General features: G+C 64.2%; 18 protein-coding genes. 7 read left to right on the forward strand and 11 right to left on the reverse strand.

Features of this window, described 5'->3' with window-relative positions:
- Positions 1-121: 121 nt before the first annotated feature.
- Complete coding sequence (locus TO66_RS30715; RefSeq protein WP_177330423.1) at positions 122-1,531, forward strand: NorM family multidrug efflux MATE transporter; 1,410 nt, start codon at positions 122-124, stop codon at positions 1,529-1,531.
- Between the two features lie 21 nt (positions 1,532-1,552).
- Here TO66_RS30715 and TO66_RS30720 read toward each other — a convergent pair whose 3' ends face one another.
- Positions 1,553-3,217 carry a bifunctional diguanylate cyclase/phosphodiesterase gene (locus tag TO66_RS30720; protein WP_044465747.1) on the reverse strand — a complete coding sequence of 555 codons (1,665 nt, stop codon included), beginning with the start codon at positions 3,215-3,217 and terminating at the stop codon, positions 1,553-1,555.
- 263 nt (positions 3,218-3,480) lie between these two features.
- Here TO66_RS30720 and rep point away from each other — a divergent pair, with 263 nt between their 5' ends.
- Together rep and TO66_RS30730 are read left to right on the forward strand one after the other, a co-directional pair.
- Complete coding sequence (gene rep / locus TO66_RS30725) at positions 3,481-5,490, forward strand: DNA helicase Rep (protein WP_044465748.1); 2,010 nt, start codon at positions 3,481-3,483, stop codon at positions 5,488-5,490.
- Positions 5,491-5,561: 71 nt separating this feature from the next.
- Entirely contained in the window at positions 5,562-6,131 is a 570-nt protein-coding gene (locus tag TO66_RS30730) for a xanthine phosphoribosyltransferase (protein ID WP_044465749.1), read from the forward strand.
- A gap of 94 nt (positions 6,132-6,225) precedes the next feature.
- Here the strand turns inward: TO66_RS30730 and TO66_RS30735 are convergent, their stop codons facing one another.
- The 6 genes from TO66_RS30735 to dadA all read right to left on the reverse strand — a co-directional run bounded on the left by TO66_RS30735 (position 6,226) and on the right by dadA (position 12,354).
- Positions 6,226-8,157, reverse strand: a complete 1,932-nt coding sequence (locus tag TO66_RS30735; protein WP_044465750.1) for an acetyl-CoA hydrolase/transferase C-terminal domain-containing protein — start codon at positions 8,155-8,157, stop codon at positions 6,226-6,228.
- A 134-nt stretch (positions 8,158-8,291) separates the two neighbouring features.
- Positions 8,292-8,705, reverse strand: coding sequence for a cytochrome c5 family protein (locus TO66_RS30740; RefSeq protein ID WP_044465751.1), 414 nt, complete (start codon positions 8,703-8,705; stop codon positions 8,292-8,294).
- Positions 8,706-8,888: 183 nt separating this feature from the next.
- Complete coding sequence (locus tag TO66_RS30745) at positions 8,889-9,437, reverse strand: cupin domain-containing protein (protein ID WP_044465752.1); 549 nt, start codon at positions 9,435-9,437, stop codon at positions 8,889-8,891.
- A gap of 121 nt (positions 9,438-9,558) precedes the next feature.
- Positions 9,559-10,635, reverse strand: coding sequence for an alanine racemase (gene alr, locus TO66_RS30750; RefSeq protein WP_044465753.1), 1,077 nt, complete (start codon positions 10,633-10,635; stop codon positions 9,559-9,561).
- 92 nt (positions 10,636-10,727) lie between these two features.
- A complete protein-coding gene (locus TO66_RS30755; RefSeq protein ID WP_044465754.1) occupies positions 10,728-11,081 on the reverse strand; it encodes a RidA family protein in 354 nt (117 codons plus the stop codon).
- Positions 11,053-12,354: a D-amino acid dehydrogenase gene (gene dadA / locus TO66_RS30760; RefSeq protein WP_044465755.1), complete on the reverse strand. Its 1,302-nt coding sequence runs from the start codon at positions 12,352-12,354 to the stop codon at positions 11,053-11,055. The genes TO66_RS30755 and dadA overlap by 29 nt, the downstream gene beginning before the upstream one ends.
- Before the next feature lie 155 nt (positions 12,355-12,509).
- On the opposite strand from dadA, the gene TO66_RS30765 reads away from it, so the two are divergent.
- Positions 12,510-12,998: an Lrp/AsnC ligand binding domain-containing protein gene (locus tag TO66_RS30765; RefSeq protein WP_017125528.1), complete on the forward strand. Its 489-nt coding sequence runs from the start codon at positions 12,510-12,512 to the stop codon at positions 12,996-12,998.
- 109 nt (positions 12,999-13,107) lie between these two features.
- Here the strand turns inward: TO66_RS30765 and TO66_RS30770 are convergent, their stop codons facing one another.
- Entirely contained in the window at positions 13,108-13,461 is a 354-nt protein-coding gene (locus TO66_RS30770; RefSeq protein ID WP_044465756.1) for a YkgJ family cysteine cluster protein, read from the reverse strand.
- A 148-nt stretch (positions 13,462-13,609) separates the two neighbouring features.
- On the opposite strand from TO66_RS30770, the gene TO66_RS30775 reads away from it, so the two are divergent.
- Complete coding sequence (locus TO66_RS30775) at positions 13,610-14,923, forward strand: FAD-binding oxidoreductase (RefSeq protein ID WP_044465757.1); 1,314 nt, start codon at positions 13,610-13,612, stop codon at positions 14,921-14,923.
- 119 nt (positions 14,924-15,042) lie between these two features.
- Here TO66_RS30775 and TO66_RS30780 read toward each other — a convergent pair whose 3' ends face one another.
- The gene (locus tag TO66_RS30780) at positions 15,043-15,288 is read right to left on the reverse strand and encodes a DUF1127 domain-containing protein (protein WP_044465758.1); all 246 of its coding nucleotides are present in this window, start codon (positions 15,286-15,288) and stop codon (positions 15,043-15,045) included.
- A 178-nt stretch (positions 15,289-15,466) separates the two neighbouring features.
- Between TO66_RS30780 and TO66_RS30785 the strand changes: the two genes are divergently transcribed.
- Together TO66_RS30785 and TO66_RS30790 are read left to right on the forward strand one after the other, a co-directional pair.
- Positions 15,467-16,897, forward strand: a complete 1,431-nt coding sequence (locus TO66_RS30785) for a PLP-dependent aminotransferase family protein (protein WP_044465759.1) — start codon at positions 15,467-15,469, stop codon at positions 16,895-16,897.
- Between the two features lie 90 nt (positions 16,898-16,987).
- Positions 16,988-18,532, forward strand: a complete 1,545-nt coding sequence (locus TO66_RS30790; RefSeq protein ID WP_044465760.1) for a phospholipase D family protein — start codon at positions 16,988-16,990, stop codon at positions 18,530-18,532.
- 92 nt (positions 18,533-18,624) lie between these two features.
- Here TO66_RS30790 and TO66_RS30795 read toward each other — a convergent pair whose 3' ends face one another.
- Complete coding sequence (locus TO66_RS30795) at positions 18,625-19,773, reverse strand: MFS transporter (RefSeq protein ID WP_044465761.1); 1,149 nt, start codon at positions 19,771-19,773, stop codon at positions 18,625-18,627.
- 142 nt (positions 19,774-19,915) lie between these two features.
- The gene (locus TO66_RS30800) at positions 19,916-21,409 is read right to left on the reverse strand and encodes an aldehyde dehydrogenase (protein WP_044465762.1); all 1,494 of its coding nucleotides are present in this window, start codon (positions 21,407-21,409) and stop codon (positions 19,916-19,918) included.
- Between the last annotated feature and the right edge of the window lie 123 nt (positions 21,410-21,532).

Genomic DNA, 21,532 nt, shown 5'->3' on the forward strand with positions numbered 1-21,532 from the left:
AGAATTCACCCAGCATGAGTTTTAATCATGCTACCAATCGTTTTTATCCCTTTGTGCAAGTCGCCCAGAGCACCGAGAATCAACGTTCTTGACTCCCTCCCCGCGCTTGAGACCGATGATCATGCAGCATCCAGCACGTACCGAACTCTGGGCCATTCTGCGGTTGGCCGGACCGCTGATCGCCTCGCAGTTGGCGCACATGCTGATGGTCCTGACCGACACCCTGATGATGGCCCGCCTCAGCCCGGAAGCCCTGGCCGGCGGCGGCCTGGGCGCGGCCACCTATTCGTTCGTGTCGATTTTCTGCATCGGCGTGATCGCCGCGGTCGGCACCCTGGTCGCGATCCGCCAGGGCGCCGGCGACATCGAGGGCGCCGCCCGCCTGACCCAGGCCGGGCTCTGGCTGGCCTGGCTGATGGCGCTGGTCGCCGGCTTGCTGTTGTGGAACCTCAAGCCGGTATTGCTGCTGTTCGGCCAGACCGAGAGCAACGTGCAGTCCGCCGGCCAGTTCCTGCTGATCTTGCCGTTCGCCCTGCCCGGCTACCTGAGCTTCATGGCCCTGCGCGGCTTCACCAGCGCCATCGGCCGCGCCACGCCGGTGATGGTCATCAGCCTGGGCGGCACCGTGGCCAACTTCCTGCTCAACTACGCCTTGATCACCGGCATGTTCGGCTTGCCGAAACTGGGGCTGGTGGGCATCGGCCTGGTCACCGCGATCGTCGCCAACTGCATGGCCCTGGCGCTGGCCTGGCATATCAAGCGGCATCCGGCCTATGCCGCCTACCCGCTGCGCCAGGGCCTGGCGCGGCCCAACCGCCAGTACCTGCGGGAACTGTGGCGCCTGGGCCTGCCCATCGGCGGCACCTATGCGGTGGAAGTCGGGCTGTTCGCCTTCGCCGCGCTGTGCATGGGCACCATGGGCAGCACCCAGCTGGCGGCGCACCAGATCGCCCTGCAGATCGTCTCGGTGGCCTTCATGGTGCCGGCCGGGATCTCCTACGCGATCACCATGCGCATCGGCCAGCACTACGGCGCCGGGCAGCTGTTGCAGGCGCGCCTGGCCGGGCGGGTCGGGATCGCCTTTGGCGGCGCGGCGATGCTGTGTTTCGCCATGGTGTTCTGGCTCTTGCCGAACCAGTTGATCGGGCTGTTCCTCGACCATGACGACCCGGCCTTTCGCGAGGTGATCAACCTGGCGGTCAGCCTGCTGGCGGTAGCAGCCTGGTTCGAGCTGTTCGACGGCACCCAGACCATCGCCATGGGCGCGATCCGCGGCCTCAAGGACGCCAAGACCACCTTCCTCGTGGGCCTGGGCTGCTACTGGCTGATCGGGGCGCCGACGGCCTGGCTGATGGCGTTCACCCTTGGCTGGGGAGCGACCGGCGTGTGGTGGGGCCTGGCGTCGGGGCTGGCCTGCGCCGCCATCAGCCTGACCCTGGCGTTTGAATGGAAGATGCAGCGGATGATCCGCCGGGAAGGCGCCGGCAGCCGTTCGCAGGATGGTTTCCAGGCAGTGCGGGATTCTCTGTAGGAGGGGCGAGCCAGCTCGCTCTTACACAGTCAGGATCTGCTGGCTGCGGCCGAACGTCAGGTATTCCACCAGCTCCGCCAGCGGCAACGGCTTGCTGATCAGGTAGCCCTGCACCTGGTCGCAGCCGAAGCTGCGCAGCAAGGCCAGTTGCTCGGGGGTTTCCACGCCTTCGGCCACCACCTCGAGATGAAGGTTGTGCGCCAGGTTGATCATGGCGTGCACCAGCTTGCGGTTCTCCTCACGCTGCTCCATGCCGCCGACAAAGCTCTTGTCGATCTTCAGCAGGGCGATCGGCAGGCTGTTGAGGTGCACGAACGACGAGAAGCCGGTGCCGAAATCGTCCAGGGAAAACCGCACCCCCAGCCGCCCCAGCGCATCCATGGTCTGCTTGACCAGGTCGCTGCGGCGCATCACCGCGGTTTCGGTCAGCTCGAACTCCAGCCATTGCGCCTCGACCCCGCGCTCGGCAATCAGCCGGCTGAGGGTCGACAGCAGTTGGCTGTCCTGGAACTGGCGGAACGACAGATTGACCGCCATGTGCAGCGGCGACAGGCCACGCTCGCGCAACACCTGCATGTCGCGCAGCGCCCGGGAAATCACCCAGTAGCCCAGCGGCACGATCAGGCCGCTCTGCTCGGCCAGCGGCACGAACTCGCTGGGCGGCAACAGGCCGCGTTCGCCATGGCGCCAGCGCACCAGGGCCTCGAGGCCGACGATCTGCCCGTCGTGCAGGTTCAGGCGCGGCTGGTAATGCAGCTCCAGTTCGTCGCGGCGCAAGGCCCGGCGCAGCTCGCTTTCCAGGTCGGCGAGGCTGCGGGCGTTGCGGTTGATGCGTTCGTTGAAGACATGAAAGGTACAGCCCTGGGTGCTCTTGGCCTGCTGCATGGCAATGTGCGCGTGCCACATCAGCGGGTCAGCACCGGCGTTGGCCCGGGCATGGGCGATGCCCAGGCTGCAACCGATCAACAGGCTTTCACCATCGATCCAGTACGGCTCGGCCATGACTTCGGCGATGCGCTCGGCCATCCATTCGGCGCGCTGCGGCGCCCGGCGGGTGTCGATCAGCAGGGCGAATTCGTCGCTGCCCAGGCGTGCCAGCTGATCGCCGGCCTCCAGCTGGCTTTTCAGCCGCGAGACCACTTGCAGGATCAAGCGGTCGCCGGCCTGGTGGCCCAGCGCATCGTTGGCGTGCCGGAAGTTGTCCAGGTCCAGGTGCCCCAGCGCCAGCCCCCGCCCTTCGTTTTCCGCCAGGCGCGCCGCCAGCAGGGTCTGGAAACCCTGGCGGTTGGCGATGCCGGTCAAGGGGTCCTGCTCGGCCAGGCGCTGCAGGGTGCTCTCCAGCAGCCCGCGCTCGCGCACATGGCGCAGGCAACGGCGCACCGTATCGGTACCGAGGTTCTTGCTCACCAGCCAATCGCTGGCGCCCGCCGGCGTACTCGATGGCTCCTGGTCCAGCAGCAGTATGGTGGGCAGGCTGCATCGGCCCGGGGCCGGTTGCAGTTGGGGGACGGTCAACAGAATCGCCGAGCGATCCTCGTCGAACAGGCGGCTGACAGACTCCCAGGTTGGCGCGCTGATCAGCACCACCGAGTCTCCCAACGGCGCGAGACACTCGCGCAACAACGCTGCCCACGCCGGATCTTCAGCCAGCAGCAGCAAGCGCAAGGGTTCGACAGGCTTGGACAAGCTAGCTCCCTGGAGTCTGGAAAAGTAGTGGCGGGCATTATGACGCGCGGACAAACAATGACAAATGACATTGATTATCAAACGCAATTTATTCTACCGCTCTAACTCGAACATTAGACGCAAATTGAGCGCGCATCCTGAGGGAAAGTAGCAAAACCGGCAAATTTAGATAGCGTGCTGCGTCACAAGTCGGAGAAAGCGGCAGAATCCGTCCAGCCTGTTAAAATGCCCGCCCGTTTCGCTACAGACCCCTTTTTTTCGTCATGTCCCGACTCAATCCCCGGCAGCAAGAAGCCGTGAACTACGTCGGCGGCCCTCTTTTGGTGCTCGCCGGTGCTGGCTCCGGCAAGACCAGCGTGATCACGCGCAAGATCGCCCACCTGATCCAGAACTGCGGCATCCGCGCGCAGTACATCGTCGCCATGACCTTCACCAACAAGGCCGCGCGCGAGATGAAGGAGCGGGTCGGCACCCTGCTGCGCAGCGGCGAAGGCCGCGGGCTGACCGTGTCGACCTTCCACAACCTGGGGCTGAACATCATCCGCAAGGAGCATGTGCGGCTGGGCTACAAGCCGGGCTTCTCGATCTTCGACGAGACCGACGTGAAGGCCCTGATGACCGACATCATGCAAAAGGAATACTCGGGCGACGACGGCGTCGACGAGATCAAGAACATGATCGGCGCCTGGAAGAACGACCTGATCCTGCCGGCCCAGGCCCTGGAAAACGCGCGCAACCCCAAGGAGCAGACCGCCGCCATCGTCTACACCCACTACCAGCGCACGCTCAAGGCGTTCAACGCGGTGGACTTCGACGACCTGATCCTGCTGCCGGTGAAGCTGTTCGAGGAGCACGCCGACATCCTGGAGAAGTGGCAGAACAAGGTGCGCTATCTGCTGGTGGACGAATACCAGGACACCAACGCCAGCCAGTATCTGCTGGTGAAGATGCTGATCGGCAAGCGCAACCAGTTCACCGTGGTGGGCGACGACGACCAGTCGATCTACGCCTGGCGCGGCGCGCGTCCGGAAAACCTGATGCTGCTCAAGGAAGACTACCCGTCCCTGAAAGTGGTGATGCTCGAGCAGAACTACCGCTCCACCAGCCGCATCCTGCGCTGCGCCAACGTGCTGATCTCCAACAACCCCCACGAGTTCGAGAAGCAGCTGTGGAGCGAAATGGGCCATGGCGACGAGATCCGCGTGATCCGCTGCAAGAACGAGGACGCCGAGGCCGAGCGGGTGGCCATGGAGATCCTCACCCTGCACCTGCGCACCAACCGCCCCTACAGCGATTTCGCGATCCTTTACCGGGGCAACTACCAGGCCAAGCTCATCGAGCTGAAGCTGCAGCATCACCAGATTCCCTATCGCCTGTCCGGCGGCAACAGCTTCTTCGGGCGCCAGGAAGTGAAGGACCTGATGGCCTACTTCCGCCTGATCGTGAACCCGGACGACGACAACGCCTTCCTGCGGGTGATCAACGTGCCGCGCCGGGAAATCGGCTCCACGACCCTGGAGAAACTCGGCAACTACGCCACCGGGCGCAAGATCTCGATGTACGCCGCCACCGAGGAAATCGGCCTGGGCGAGCACCTGGACAGCCGCTTCACCGACCGCCTGGCGCGCTTCAAGCGCTTCATGGACCGGGTTCGCGAGCAATGCGCCGGCGAGGACCCGATCGCCGCCCTGCGCAGCATGATCATGGACATCGACTACGAGAACTGGCTGCGTACCAACAGCTCCAGCGACAAGGCCGCCGACTACCGCATGGGCAACGTGTGGTTCCTGATCGAGGCGTTGAAGAACACCCTGGAGAAGGACGAAGACGGCGAGATGACCATCGAGGACGCCATCGGCAAGCTGGTGTTGCGCGACATGCTGGAGCGTCAGCAGGAAGAGGAAGATGGCGCCGAAGGCGTACAGATGATGACCCTGCATGCGTCCAAGGGCCTGGAATTCCCCTACGTGTTCATCATGGGCATGGAGGAGGAAATCCTCCCCCACCGCTCCAGCATCGAAGCCGACACCATCGAGGAAGAACGCCGCCTGGCCTACGTGGGCATCACCCGCGCGCGCCAGACCCTGGCGTTCACCTTCGCCGCCAAGCGCAAGCAGTACGGCGAAGTCATCGACTGCGCCCCCAGCCGCTTCCTCGACGAACTGCCGCCGGATGACCTGGCCTGGGAAGGCAACGACGACACCCCGACCGAGGTCAAGGCGGTGCGCGGCAATAACGCATTGGCGGATATACGCGCGATGCTAAAGCGCTAGAATTGTCCCTTTTTCAATCGACCCCTTTTATCAGAATTCAGGCGTACCCGACGCCCACAGAGGAAAGCTTCATGGAAGCACTGCACAAGAAAATCCGCGAAGAAGGCATCGTGCTTTCCGATCAGGTCCTGAAAGTCGACGCGTTCCTGAACCACCAGATCGACCCGGCCCTGATGAAGCTGATCGGCGACGAATTCGCCGCGCTGTTCAAGGACTCGGGCATCACCAAGATCGTCACCATCGAAGCCTCGGGTATCGCTCCGGCGATCATGACCGGCCTGAACCTGGGCGTACCGGTGATTTTCGCGCGCAAGCACCAGTCCCTGACCCTGACCGAGAACCTGCTGTCGGCGACCGTCTACTCGTTCACCAAGCAGACCGAAAGCACCGTGGCGATTTCCCCGCGCCACCTGACCAGCAGCGACCGCGTGCTGATCATCGACGACTTCCTGGCCAACGGTAAGGCATCCCAGGCCCTGATCTCGATCATCAAACAAGCCGGCGCCACCGTGGCCGGCCTGGGTATCGTGATCGAGAAGTCGTTCCAGGGCGGCCGCGCCGAACTGGATGCGCAAGGCTATCGCGTGGAATCCCTGGCCCGGGTCAAATCCCTGGCCGGCGGCGTGGTGACCTTTATCTAAGAGGCTCTGCCTCTTTGATCGCAAACAAGCCTCGCCCGCTTCTGTAGGAGCGGCCGGTCGACGTTCGATTGCCCGCGATGACGCCGCCAGGCGTCTAGCCCTGGGGCTGCGCGGTCTCGCGCAACGCCGCCAGCAGCAAACGCTGATAGATCTCCTCGCGCCAGCCCTCGGGCTGCACCAGCCGCATCCGCTCAAGGTGCGCCGCGAAGGCCTCGGGCGCCGGCGCATCCAGCGCCGCCTTGCCCAGTTCGAGGATCTCGCTGAGCTTGAACTTGCTCTTCAGCCAGTTCAGCGCGCGCAGCAGGTCGCGCTCCTCGACGTTGAAATCGCTGCCCAGCGGATACTCCGGGAACAGATGCCGATGTTGCGCCTGGATCGCCAGCAGGCGCTGCGGGAGGTTGTCGGTGAAACGCGGATCGAGGCGAAAGTCCGCCGCCAGCTTGCCGGCCTTGCGAGCCTGTTCGATCAGGCCCGGCTGGAACCGCGAGTCGCTGATATTGAGCAGCGCTTCGATGACCTTCGCGTCGCTCTTGCCGCGCAGATCGGCGATCCCGTATTCGGTGATCACAATGTCCCGCAGGTGCCGCGGGATGGTGCAGTGGCCGTACTCCCAGACGATGTTCGAACTCACCACGCCTGCGGATTCGCGCCAGCTGCGCAGGATCAGGATCGAACGTGCGCCCTGCAACGCATGGCCCTGGGCAACGAAGTTGTATTGCCCGCCGACGCCGCTGAGCACCCGCCCGTCCTCTAGTTGATCCGCGACCCCGGCCCCCAGCAGGGTGACCATGATCGAGCTGTTGATGAACCGCGCATCCAGGCGCTGCAGGCGCTTGAGTTCTTCATTGCCGTACAGCTCGTTGATGTAGCTGATGGCGGTCATGTTGAACTCGTCGAGCTTGCTCCTGGGCAGATCCCTGAGGCGCTGGTAGAAGCTGCGCGGGCCGAGGAAAAAGCCGCCATGCACCGACACCCCGCCCGCCGCCTGGCTGGCGCCCAGCGTCCCGGCATTGGCCTGCCGCTGCTGGCTGACCGTGGGGTAGACCTTGCGACGCACGATGCCCGCGTCGGCCAGCGCCAGCAGGCCGTTGACGAACATCTCGCTGCAGCCGTAAAGCCCCTTGGCGAAAGGCTCCACCCCGCCCTCACGCTCGATCAGCGGCTTCCAGCACTGGATTTCCAGGTCCGCCAGCACCGCCCGGTAGCCATCGTTGTCGGCCTGGCGCGCCAGTAACGCGGCCGTCAGCGCGTCGCCCATGGAGCCGATGCCGATCTGCAAGGTGCCGCCATCGCGCACCAGGGTGCTGGCATGCAGCCCGATGAAGTGGTCCTGGAAACCCACCGGCATGTTCGGCGTGGAAAACAGCGTGCTGCTCTCCTCCTCGTCGAGCAGCAGGTCGAAGGTCGCGGCATCGACCTCGGCGTCGCCCGGCATATAAGGCAGGTCGCGATGTATCTGGCCCAACAGCAGGATGGTTTCGCCGGCGGCACGGCGCTCGGCGATCATCGGCAGCAGGTCGAGGGTGATGTCCGGGTTGCAGCTCAGGCTCAAGCGATCGCTCTGCTGCGGGTCCCGGGCCACCATCTGGGCGACCAGGTTCAAGCCCGCGGCATTGATGTCCCGCGCGGCATGGCTGTAGTTGCTGCACACGTAGTCCTGCTGCGCCGGCGCGCTGTTGAGCAGGCTGCCGGGCTGCATGAAGAACTGTTCGATATGGATATTGGCCGGCACCTGGTTGCGCTGCAGGTCGGCCAGGAAGTCCAGCTCGGGATAGTCGCCGAAGACCTGCTCGACGAAGGGTTCGAGAAAGCGCCGCTGCAAGCCATCGCCCAACGCAGGCCGGCCCAGGCTCAGGGCGGTATAGATCGTCAGCTGGCGTTCGGGCAACTGCGCAATGCGCCGATACAAGGCATTGGCGAAGCGGTTGGGCTTGCCCAGCCCCAGCGGCATGCCCAGGTGAATATGCGCCGGCAAGCGGGCCAGGACCTCATCCACCGCCCGCTCGATAGAAGATGATTGCACCATCCGATCCTCCAGTACCGTCCATGAATTGAGGTTGGACCGAGCTTGCCGGGAGTTTGCTGCAATGACCAGTGCCGGGCGGATCGCGGGCATGAAAAAAGCCGCTCGTAAGCGGCTTTTTTGCGCAAGATGCTGGCTTATTTCAGACCGGACATCTTCTGGATGGCGCCCTTGAGCTCGGCATCGGAGCAATCGGCGCAGGTGCCTTTCGGCGGCATCGCGTTGAGGCCGGTGATGGCCTTGGCCAGGATGCCATCGAGGCCGCCCTGGTGATCCGCGCGCTCTTTCCAGGCCGCGGTATCGCCGATTTTCGGCGCGCCCAGCAGGCCGGAGCCGTGGCAAGCATTGCAATGCTTGGCAATCACTTCGTCAGGGGTTTTCGCACCACCGCCACCGGCGGCGACAGCGACTTCCATGCCCTTGCATTCCTGACCCTGGACGCAGACCTGGCCAACCGGCTCGAGGCGCTTGGCAATGTCGTCGTTGGTCGCAGCTTGAGCGCTGACAGCCCAGAGGGCCAATACGGTTGCTGGTGCGGCCAGCATTTTCATAATTAGGTTCACGCGTACACCCTCAATGGTGGCTAGTCACGCCCACGGCCACGGTTTCGCGGGCGGCGCAAGTATAGCGGTTAGCCCGCCACTCTGAAACAACCCCAAAGTCCAAAGGGGAATTGCCAGGAAACGAAATCCTGCGTCGGGCACCGCTGCAATCGCTGCAGGGCGCCGCTTCCCTCAGAAGTTCGCGGGCGTGGCTGCGCTGATTAGTCGCGCGGGTACGTCGAAAGGATTACGAAAACGGTGCGGCTTGGTGCTTTCGAAATAGTAGCTGTCGCCCGCTTCGAGCACGAATGTCTCAAGACCCACCACCAGTTCCAGGCGTCCTTCCACCAGGATCCCGGTTTCCTCGCCTTCGTGGGTGAGCATCTCTTCACCGGTATCGGCGCCCGGCGGATAGATCTCGTTGAGAAAGGCGATCGCCCGGCTCGGATGCGCCCGGCCCACCAGTTTCATGGTCACCGCGCCATCGGAGATATCGATCAGTTCGTGGGCTTTGTAGACGATCTGGGTGGGTTCTTCCTGGAAGATTTCTTCCGAGAAAAACTCGACCATCGACATGGGAATGCCGCCAAGAACCTTTCTCAGCGAACTGATCGAGGGGCTGACGCTGTTCTTCTCGATCATCGAAATGGTGCTGTTGGTGACGCCCGCGCGTTTGGCGAGTTCGCGCTGGGAAAGACCCTTGAGCTTACGGATGGATTGCAGTCGTTCACCGACGTCCAATGCGGCGGCCTCCTAGGGAATCAGGCGTTGTTGTAGTGAGCGTTATCATGGCGATAGCGTTCAGTATTTACAACACTTGGGCCTGAATCCCCCACAGGAGGCGACCTTCGGCAAGGCGCGCTCAGCCCTCGGAATAGATCCGCGGTACCCGGCGCAGGTTGCAGAAGATCTGATAAGGAATGGTCTCGGCGGCGGCCGCCAACTCGCTGGCGAGAATGTTTCTGCCCCACAGCTCGACGGGAGACCCCAGCCCGGCCTGCGGCACATCGGTCAGGTCGATGCACAGCATGTCCATGGAAACCCGGCCCAGCAACTGGCTCCGTTGTCCCGCCACCAGCACCGGCGCGCCGGTCGGCGCATGGCGCGGATAGCCATCGGCGTACCCCATCGCCACCACGCCGATACGCATCGGCCGCGAGGTGACGAACTTGGCGCCATACCCCACCGGCTCGCCGGCCGGCAGCTCGCGCACGCAAATCACTTTCGATTCCAGGGTCATCACCGGTTGCAGGCGCGAGGCCAGCGGGTGGCTCTCTTCGAAGGGGGTCGAGCCGTACAGCATGATGCCGGGACGCACCCAATCGCTGGGAATGTGCGGCCAGCCCAGCACCGCGGGCGAATTGCGCAGGCTGACCTCGGCGGACAGCCCCTGGCGCGCCGCCTCGAACACCGCGACCTGTTCGTCGCTGCGGGCGCAACCGAGCTCGTCGGCGCGGGCGAAGTGGCTCATCAGCACGATCTTCGCCACCTTGCCGCTGGCCAGCAGCCGCTGGTAGGCGGCCTGGTAATCCTTGGGATGCAGGCCGACACGGTGCATGCCCGAATCCAGCTTGAGCCAGACTGTCAACGGCTTGGCGAGCGTGGCCCGCTCGATGGCCTCCAGTTGCCACAACGAATGCACCACGCACCAGAAATCATGCTCGACGATCAGCGCCAGTTCGTCGGCCTCGAAAAAGCCTTCCAGCAGCAGGACCGGCGCACGAATCCCCGCCGCCCGCAGCTCCAGGGCCTCCTCGATGCAGGCCACGGCAAAACCATCAGCCTCGGCCTCCAGCGCCTGGGCGCAGCGCACCGCGCCATGGCCATAGGCATCGGCCTTGATCACCGCGAGCGCACGGGCTCCCGGCGATGCTTCGCGGGCCAGTTGGTAGTTGTGACGCAGGGCTTGAAGATCGATCAGGGCACGGGCAGGACGCATGGCGGCAGACTTCTAGGCGGTCATGTGGGAAGAAAAAAACCGGCGCCGGCCGACAGTATCGACCGTCGGTAGCGCCGGGAGAGGGATAGTGCTTATGGCAGGGCGGCCACGACGGACAGCTCGACCAGGATGTGCGGCTCGCAGAGCTTGGCTTCGACGGTCGCACGGGCTGGGGCGACGCCCTTTGGCAGCCACTGGTCCCATACGCTGTTCATGCCGGCGAAGTGCGCATCGATGTCTTTCAGGTAGATCGTCACCGACAGCAGTCGCGATTTGTCGGTCCCGGCCAGATCCAGCAGGCGCTCGATATTGGCGAGGGTTTCACGGGTCTGCTGCTCGATCCCGGCCGTCAGGTCGTCGCCGACTTGCCCGGCCAGATACACGGTGCCGTTGTGAACGACGATCTGGCTCATGCGCTCATTGGTGAGCTGGCGCTGGATTGACATGTTTTGCAGGCTCCTGAGGATTACCGTAACGAGAAATATCGAGACCTTCGGCGCTGATCTGCGGCTTTTTCTTCGCCATCAGGTCAGCCAGCAGGCGACCGGAGCCGCATGCCATGGTCCAGCCGAGCGTGCCATGTCCGGTGTTCAGGAACAGGTTGCGCATAGGGGTGGCACCGACAATCGGCGTGCCATCCGGGGTGGTGGGACGCAGGCCGGTCCAGAAACTGGCCTGGGACAGATCGCCGCCCTGAGGATAAAGATCGTTGACGATCATCTCCAGCGTTTCGCGCCGACGTGGATTCAGCGAGAGGTCAAAACCGGCTATTTCAGCCATGCCGCCGACACGGATGCGGTTGTCGAAACGGGTGATCGCGACCTTGTAGGTTTCGTCGAGGATGGTCGACGTCGGGGCCATCGCCGGATTGGTGATCGGCACGGTCAGCGAGTAACCCTTGAGCGGATACACCGGCGCCTTGATGCCCAGCGGCTTGAGCAGTTGCGGCGAGTAGCTGCCGAGGGCCAGCACGTAGCGATCGGCGGTTTCCAGCTTGCCGTCGATCCACACGCCATTGACCCGATCGCCGGCGAAATCCAGGCGCTGGATGTCCTGGCCGAAGCGGAATTCCACCCCCATCTTGGTGCACATTTCCGCCAGGCGGGTGGTGAACATCTGGCAGTCGCCGGTCTGGTCGTTCGGCAGGCGCAGGGCACCGGCCAGGATGTCGGTGACGCTGGCCAGGGCCGGCTCGACGCGGGCGATGCCTTCGCGGTCCAGCAGCTCGAACGGCACGCCGGACTCCTTGAGCACGGCGATGTCCTTGGCCGCGCCATCCAGTTGCGCCTGGGTGCGGAACAGCTGGGTGGTCCCCAGGCTGCGGCCTTCGTAGGCGATGCCGGTCTCGGCGCGCAGTTCGTCGAGGCAGTCGCGGCTGTACTCGGACAGGCGGACCATGCGCTCCTTGTTCACGGCGTAGCGGGCAGCGGTGCAGTTGCGCAGCATCTGCGCCATCCACAGGTATTGATCGATGTCGGCGGTGGCCTTGATCGCCAGCGGCGCGTGGCGCTGCAGCAGCCACTTGATGGCTTTGAGCGGTACGCCCGGCGCGGCCCAGGGAGAGGCATAACCCGGCGAAACCTGGCCGGCGTTGGCGAAACTGGTTTCCATCGCAACGGCCGGCTGACGGTCGACAACGGTCACTTCGAAACCGGCACGGGCCAGATAGTAGGCACTGGTGGTACCGATCACGCCGCTACCCAAGACCAGAACGCGCATTTTCATATCCCTCATCGCGGCTAACCGCTGACGTTGTTATTCAGAGCGAAGATGCGCGCAGTATAAGAAGCAACGGGCAGTGCTTTTCACTATATAAACGCCTATATTTGGCGAGAATTCTCGGCAAAAACCCTTTTCACGGAGGCGCATCCCCTATGCGTACCAACCATCAGACAAAACGCGAACTGGACAAGATAGATCGCAATATCCTGCGCATCCTGCAGGCCGATGGGCGCATCTCGTTCACCGAGCTGGGGGAAAAGGTCGGGCTGTCGACCACGCCCTGCACCGAGCGGGTTCGTCGCCTGGAACGCGAAGGCATCATCATGGGCTACAACGCCCGGCTCAACCCGCAGCACCTCAAGGGCAGCCTGCTGGTGTTCGTCGAAATCAGCCTGGACTACAAGTCCGGCGACACCTTCGAGGAGTTCCGCCGTGCCGTGCTGAAGCTGCCTCACGTCCTGGAATGTCACTTGGTGTCGGGCGACTTCGATTACCTGGTGAAGGCGCGGATTTCCGAAATGGCCTCATACCGCAAGCTGCTGGGCGACATCCTGCTCAAGTTGCCCCATGTGAGGGAATCCAAGAGCTATATCGTGATGGAAGAGGTGAAAGAGAGCCTGAACCTGCCGATTCCGGATTGAGTGCCACTGGCCGAGGAAATGAGTCGTCAGGACAATCGCTATCGCGGGCAAGCCTCGCTCCTACAAGACACCATGGCCTGTAGGAGCGAGGCTTGCCCGCGATGACGGCTCAGACCAACACCTGGCGGGTGCTCGCCATATAGTCATGGATCTGTTTTTCCACCCGCGGGTGGATCAGTTCCACCGGGCGCCGGCCGTTGGGGCAAGGCAGGCTCGGCGTGGTGCCGAACAGGCGGCAGATCAGCGGCCGCTCGTCATACACCGTGCAGCCGTTGGGCCCCAGGTGCACACAGTTCAGTTCTTCCAGCGCCGCGTCCTGCTCGGCGCGGGTCTTGCGCGGCAGGCGTGACATTTCTTCGGTCGAGGTGGTGACCGGGCCGCAGCAGTCGTGACAGCCAGGCACACACTCGAACGAGGGAATCTGCTGTCGGAGCCTGCGGACTGTCTGGCTGTTGCAGCTCATCGAAGCGCTTACCGGGAACGTGGAGAAGCGGCGATTTTGCCCTAAAAGCCCTGTTCCAGACAGCACCGGCCGACCAGTGTTGCCGCACCGGAAAGGTCCGGCTTATGCTCCGTCAAATTTTCCAAACACTCGAATCAGGATGATCCACATGAACACCCGTGTTCAGCCGGTGGTGCCGAACCCTGCGCACCCCGCCTCCTATTACGCCGCCAGCAGCCTGCCGCAGCCCGATCATCCGACGCTGGCCGGCGAACACACGGCGGACGTCTGCGTGGTCGGTGGCGGTTTCTCCGGGCTCAACACCGCCATCGAACTGGCCGAACGCGGGCTCAGCGTCATCCTGCTGGAAGCGCGCAAGATCGGCTGGGGCGCCAGCGGGCGCAACGGCGGGCAGTTGATTCGCGGGGTGGGCCACGGCCTTGAGCAGTTCGCCCCGGTGATCGGCGAAGACGGCGTGCGGCAAATGAAGCTGATGGGCCTGGAAGCGGTGGAGATCGTCCGCCAGCGGGTCGAGCGTTTCCAGATCCCCTGCGACCTGACCTGGGGTTATTGCGACCTGGCGAACAAGCCGCGCGACCTCGAGGGCTTCGCCGAAGACGCCGAAGAACTGCGCAGCCTGGGCTACCGCCACGAAACCCGGCTGCTGCAGCCTGATGAAATGCACAGCGTGGTGGGTTCCGATCGTTACGTCGGCGGCCTCATCGATATGGGTTCGGGGCACCTGCACCCGCTGAACCTGGCCCTGGGCGAAGCCGCCGTCGCGCAGCAACTGGGCGTGCGCCTGTTCGAACACTCGACCGTGACCCGCATCGACTACGGGCCGCAGGTCAAGGTGCATACCGCCCAAGGCTCGGTCCGCGCCAACACCCTGGTGCTGGGGTGCAATGCCTACCTCAACGACCTCAACCCGCAACTGGGCGGCAAGGTCCTGCCCGCCGGCAGCTACATCATCGCCACCGAGCCCCTGAGCGAGGAACTGGCCCATGCCCTGCTGCCGCAGAACATGGCCGTCTGCGACCAGCGGGTCGCGCTGGACTATTACCGTCTTTCCGCCGACCGGCGCCTGCTGTTCGGCGGTGCCTGCCATTACTCCGGGCGCGACCCGCGGGACATCGCTGCCTACATGCGGCCGAAGATGCTGCAGGTGTTCCCGCAACTGGCGGCGGTGAAGATCGACTATCAGTGGGGCGGCATGATCGGCATCGGCGCCAACCGCCTGCCGCAGATCGGCCGGCTCAAGGACCAGCCCAATGTGTATTACGCCCAGGCCTACTCCGGCCACGGTGTGAATGCCACGCACCTGGCTGGCAAGTTGCTGGCCGAAGCCATCAGCGGCCAGCAGGGCGGCGGCTTCGATCTGTTCGCCCAGGTGCCGCACATCACCTTCCCCGGCGGCAAGCACCTGCGCTCCCCGCTGCTGGCACTGGGGATGCTCTGGCATCGCTTGAAAGAGCTGGTCTGAAGGCGGCCAGCCACCGCGCAACCCATAAAAAAGGCCGCATCCGATGAAGTGGGATGCGGCCTTTTTTTGCTGCGCGCCGATCGCGGATTGCGCCAGCGGCTACCGATCAATGCCGGGCTTCAGAGCCGCCAGAACGGCTTGAGCCCTTCCTCCCGCGCCTGTTCGCGACTCAGGCCGATATCGCGCAACTGTTCGGGCGTCAGTTCGAGCAGCGCCTTGCGTGTACGCAGCCGATGCCAGTACAGCCCCCAGAGGCCAAGGCCGGCCGGTGCATGACGAACGGAGTTCGCCCCTCCTGCCCGCTCCTGCTCAGCCGCCAGTTCCTGACTGTGTAACGACAGACGCACATCGCTCAAGCCATTCATTTTTGCTGCTCCTGTTTACTGGGTCGCTATGAGCAGACATCATGCGCGGGAGCGAAAAACCATTACAGATTCAAAGCATCGCTATTATTTCCATACAGAATTCCCCTAACCGGCCTGAATCCTGTAATTATTCGCCATCTGTACCGGTTACCCGATTCCATTACTCCGAGGCTGCGCCATGACCCTCTATGTCAATCTCGCCGAATTGCTGGGCACCCGTATCGAACAGGGCTTCTATCGTCCCGGCGACCGACTGCCGTCGGTACGGGCCTTGAGTGTCGAGCATGGGGTCAGCCTGAGCACCGTGCAGCAGGCCTATCGGGTGCTGGAAGACAGCGGCCTGGCAACGCCCAAGCCCAAGTCCGGCTACTTCGTGCCGGTCAGCCGCGAACTGCCGGCGCTGCCAGCGGTGGGCCGCCCAGCGCAACGCCCGGTGGAAATCTCGCAGTGGGACCAGGTGCTGGAACTGGTGCGCAGCGTGCCGCGCAAGGACATCGTCCAGCTGGGCCGAGGCATGCCCGACGTCACCACCCCGACCCTCAAGCCGCTGCTGCGGGGGCTCGCCCGCATCAGCCGGCGCCAGGACATGCCCGGCCTGTATTACGACACCATCTACGGCGTGCACGAACTGCGCGAACAACTGGCGCGGCTGATGCTCGATTCCGGCTGCCAGATCGGCGCCAACGACCTGGTGATCACCACCGGCTGCCATGAAGCCCTGTCCACCAGCATCCGCGCCACCTGCGAGCCCGGCGACATAGTCGCCGTCGACTCGCCGAGCTTCCACGGTGCCATGCAGACCCTCAAGGGCCTGGGCATGAAGGCCCTGGAAATCCCCACCGACCCGCTCACCGGCATCAGCCTCGACGCCCTGGAACTGGCCCTGGAGCAATGGCCGATCAAGGCCATACAGTTGACCCCCAACTGCAACAATCCGTTGGGCTATATCATGCCGGAGTCGCGTAAACGGGCCCTGCTGACCCTGGCCCAGCGCTTCGACGTGGCGATCATCGAAGACGATGTGTATGGCGAGCTGTCCTACACCTACCCGCGCCCGCGGACCATCAAGTCGTTCGACGACGACGGCCGGGTGCTGTTGTGCAGCTCCTTCTCCAAGACCCTGGCGCCCGGGTTGCGCATTGGCTGGGTCGCCCCGGGGCGCTACCTGGAACGGGTGCTGCACATGAAGTACATCAGCACCGGCTCCACCGCGCCGCAACCGCAGATCGCCATCGCCGAGTTCCTCAAGAGCGGCAATTTCGAGCCGCACCTGCGGCGCATGCGCACCCAGTACCAGCGCAACCGCGACCTGATGATCGACTGGGTCAGCCGCTACTTCCCCGCCGGCACCCGCGCCAGCCGCCCCCAGGGCGGCTTCATGCTGTGGGTCGAGCTGCCGGAGGGCTTCGATACCCTGCGCCTCAACCGCGCCCTGCTCGGCCAGGGCGTACAGATCGCCGTGGGCAGCATCTTTTCCGCCTCGGGCAAGTACCGCAATTGCCTGCGAATGAATTACGCTGCCAAGCCGACCGCGCAGATCGAGGAAGCGGTGCGCAAAGTGGGCGCCGCAGCCATCAAGCTACTGGCCGAAGATTGCGCGACGGACTGACCTTTTCCTGTGAAACCGGCGTCACAACCGGACCATCGTCGCGATTCGAGATGACCTGACTTGAGACCCAGACAGACCCTGGCCTTCCTTATGCTGATCGCGCTGTGCCTGAGCGGCTGCGCCAGCCTCGATGTGCCTCATGTGCCGAGCCAGGCGCTGCCGGCCGCCGACTCGGCTTTCGGACGCTCGATCCAGGCCCAGGCCGCGCCCTATCAGGGGCGCTCCGGGTTCCGCCTGCTATCCGACAGCACCGAGGCCTTCATGGCCCGCGCCGAACTGATCCGCAATGCCCAAAGCAGCCTCGACTTGCAGTACTACATCGTCCATGACGGCATCAGCACGCGGATGCTGGTGGACGAGTTGCTCAAGGCCGCCGACCGCGGCGTGCGCGTGCGCATCCTGCTGGACGACACCACCAGCGATGGCCTGGACCAGATCATCGCCACCCTCGCGGCCCACCCCAATGTCCAGATCCGCCTGTTCAACCCCCTGCACCTGGGCCGCAGCACCGGCTTTACCCGTGCCCTGGGGCGGCTGTTCAACCTGTCGCTGCAGCATCGGCGGATGCACAACAAACTGTGGCTGGCGGACAACAGCGCCGCCATCGTCGGCGGACGCAACCTGGGCGACGAGTACTTCGACGCCGAGCCCAACCTGAATTTCACCGATATCGACATGCTCGGCGTCGGCCCGGTAGCCGAGCAGCTGGGGCACAGCTTCGACCAGTACTGGAACAGCGCGCTGAGCAAACCCATCGGCGAATTCCTGTCCCGCTTGCCGTCGGCCCGGGAACTGGCCAATACCCGCCTGCGCCTGCAACAGTCTTTGGAGGAGGCCGAACAGCAACACCATGCGCTGTTCCAGGAACTCAAGGCCTACAGGACACAGCCGCGCATGGACGCCTGGCGCAAAGAACTGATCTGGGCCTGGAACCAGGCGCTGTGGGATGCGCCGAGCAAGGTCCTGGCCAGGGACGAGCCCGATCCGCGCCTGCTGCTGACCAGCCAGCTGGCGCCGCAGCTGGAGGGCGTCAGCAAGGAGCTGATGCTGATCTCGGCCTATTTCGTGCCGGGCCAGCCGGGCCTGGTGTACCTCACTGGCCGCGCGGACGCCGGGGTCGCGGTGAGCCTGCTGACCAACTCCCTCGAAGCCACCGACGTGCCGGCGGTGCACGGCGGTTACGCGCCCTATCGCCGGGCATTGCTGGAGCATGGGGTGAAACTTTACGAACTGCGGCGCCAGCCCGGCGACCGTGGTGGCAGCGGCAGCGGTCCCCATCTGTTCCACAGCGCCTCGTATCGCGGTTCGGACTCCAGCCTGCATAGCAAGGCGATCATCTTCGATCGCCAGAAGTCGTTTATCGGCTCGTTCAATTTCGACCCGCGCTCGGTGCTGTGGAACACCGAAGTCGGCGTGCTGGTGGACAGCCCCGAACTGGCCGAGCGCGTGCGCGTCCTGGCGCTGCAAGGCATGGCCCCGGCGCTGAGCTACGAAGTGAAACTGCAAGACGGCAAGCTGGTCTGGGTCACCGAAGACAACCAGCAACTGCACACCCTGCCCCGCGAGCCCGGCAGTTGGTGGCGCCGCTTCAATGCCTGGATGAGCACCACGGTCGGCCTCGAGCGGATGCTCTGAGCCCTGCACTTGCAGGAGCACGGCTTGCCCGCGATGAGGGACTGACAGTCAACATGATTGATGTAGTTCCGCTATCGCGGCAAGCCTCGCTCCTACAGGGTTTGTGGCTGGACCACGCCAAACGCGCCTTCGCGCAGCAACAGCACGATCAACCCCAGGGCGCCGGCCGCCATCAGCAACAGCAAGGCATGCCCGCTGATCCACTGGCTGCCCGCGCCCGCCACCAGCGGCCCGACCAGGCAACCGATGCCCCACAGCTGGGCAACGTGGGCGTTGGCGCGCACCAGCGCATCGTCGCGGTAGCGTTCGCCGATCAGAATCAGCGACAAGGTGAACAGGCCGCCGGCGCTGGCTCCGAACAGCACCCACAGCGGCCAGATCAGCAGGGTATCGAGCAGCAGCGGGATGGCCAGGCTCGACACCAGCAGGATCACCGCGCAACCGGTAAACAGCGCACGCCGCGAGACGCGATCGGCCAGGGCGCCGATCGGCAGTTGCAGCAAGGCATCGCCCACCACCACGGTACTGACCATCGCCAGGGCGATCTCCTCGGTGAACCCCTGGCGCAGGCAATAGACCGGCAGCAGGGTCAGGATCATCGCCTCGAAGGCGGCGAACAGCGCCACCGCCCAGCCAATGGCCGGCAGGCCACGACAGAATCGCCAGAGATCGCCGAGGGTCACGCTGCAGGACTCGCTGCTTGGCGCCCCGCTACGGCCGATCAGCAGCAAGGGCGACACCACCAACAAAACGACGCCAACCCAGAAGCCGTAGTCATGCTCGGTGCCCAGGGCGCCCAGCAACAACGGGCCGGCCAGCTGGCTCAAGGCATAGCTGCTGCCGTAAAGCGCCACCAGGCGGCCGCGCCATTGCTCCACCACCAGCTGGTTGATCCAGCTTTCGCCCAGGATGAAGACGATGGTCAGCACCATGCCGATCATCAGCCGCAGCACCAGCCACAACGGATAGCTCGGCAACAGGGCCAACAGACCGATGGAAATCGCCCCGCCCCACAGGCACAGGCGCATCAGCCCCGCGGTGCCGAAGCGCGCCGCCAGGCGGCTGGACAGCTTCGCGCCGAGCAGGACCCCGATCGCCGGCATCGACGCCATCACCCCGATTGCGAAAGGTCCATAACCCCAGCTTTCCAGGCGAAACGACACCAACGGCATGCTGACGCCCAGGGCCAGCCCGACACTCAGGACAGCCGCCAAAACTGCGAAATAGGTTGCCCAGCGCATTTCCACGCTCCTGTGGATGTTTTTTTCAAGACAGAGACAGCGCAGCCGGGCTTCCCTCGCGGAAAGTCCGGCTGCGCTCTGGATCGAGTAGCGATGCCTGCGATAACGCCTCTTCAGGCGCCCGACATCCGCGGCCCTTGAATTACAGCTTGATCCAGGTTGCCTTCAGTTCGGTGTACTTGTCGAACGCGTGCAGCGACTTGTCGCGACCGTTGCCCGATTGCTTGAAGCCGCCGAATGGCGCGGTCATGTCGCCACCGTCGTACTGGTTGACCCAGACGCTACCGGCGCGCAGCGCCTTGGCGGTCAGGTGGGCCTTGGAGATATTGGCCGTCCATACCGCCGCGGCCAGGCCATAAGGCGTGTCGTTGGCGATCTGGATGGCCTCCTCCACCGTGTCGAAGGCGATGACCGAGAGCACCGGGCCGAAGATTTCTTCCTGGGCGATCTTCATCGCATTGCTGACGCCGTCGAAGATGGTCGGCTCGACGTAGGTGCCGCCGGTTTCCTGCAGGGTGCGCTTGCCGCCCACCACCAGCTTGGCGCCGTCGGCATGGCCGGACTCGATGTACGACAGCACGGTGTTCATCTGCTGGGTATCCACCAGCGCGCCGACGGTGGTGGCCGGGTCCAGCGGGTTGCCCGGCTTCCAGGCCTTGAGGGCCTCGATCACCAGGGGCAGGAACTTGTCCTTGATCGAACGCTCCACCAGCAGGCGCGAACCGGCGGTGCAGACTTCGCCCTGGTTGAAGGCGATCGCGCTGGCCGCGGATTCGGCCGCGGCCTGCAGGTCAGGGGCATCGGCGAACACAATGTTCGGGCTCTTGCCGCCGGCTTCCAGCCAGACACGCTTCATGTTCGACTCGCCGGAGTAGACCATCAGTTGCTTGGCGATCTTGGTCGAACCGGTGAACACCAGGGTGTCGACGTCCATGTGCAGGGCCAGGGCCTTGCCCACGGTGTGGCCATAGCCCGGCAGCACGTTGAGCACGCCTTTCGGAATGCCAGCCTCGACGGCCAGGGCGGCGATACGGATAGCGGTCAGCGGTGATTTTTCCGACGGCTTGAGGATCACCGAGTTACCGGTGGACAACGCCGGGCCGAGTTTCCAGCAGGCCATCAAGAGCGGGAAGTTCCAGGGCACGATGGCGCCGACCACACCTACCGGCTCGCGAGTCACCAGGCCCAACTGGTCATGGGGCGTGGCGGCGACTTCGTCGTAGATCTTGTCGATGGCCTCGCCGCTCCAGCTCAGCGCCTGGGCCGCGCCCGGTACGTCGATGCCCAGGGAATCGCTAATCGGCTTGCCCATGTCCAGGGTTTCGAGCAGGGCCAGTTCTTCGACATGCTGTTTCAGCAAGCCGGCAAAACGAATCATGGTGGCCTTGCGCTTGGCCGGTGCCAGGCGCGACCAGACGCCGGAGTTGAAGGTGGCGCGGGCGTTTTCAACGGCGCGCTGCGCGTCGGCGGCGTCACAGCTGGCAATCTTGGCCAGCAGACGGCCATCGACCGGACTGATGCATTCGAAGGTTTCGCCGGAAACCGCGGCAGTGTATTCGCCATTGATATAGGCGCGGCCTTCGATCTTCAGCTCGCGGGCACGCTGTTCCCAATCGGCTCGAGTCAGGGTGGTCATACGAGTGTCCTCCTCTTGTTGGATACGGGCGCACGCGCATTCGCTGCCGGCACCTCCAGGAATTCTGCCCGGCCAGCCTGCTGTCGGCCCACGGCATCCGCCACCCTAAACCAGCGGCGCCTG

Origin of the sequence: Pseudomonas sp. MRSN 12121, from assembly GCF_000931465.1 — a bacterium.
GTDB lineage: Bacteria > Pseudomonadota > Gammaproteobacteria > Pseudomonadales > Pseudomonadaceae > Aquipseudomonas.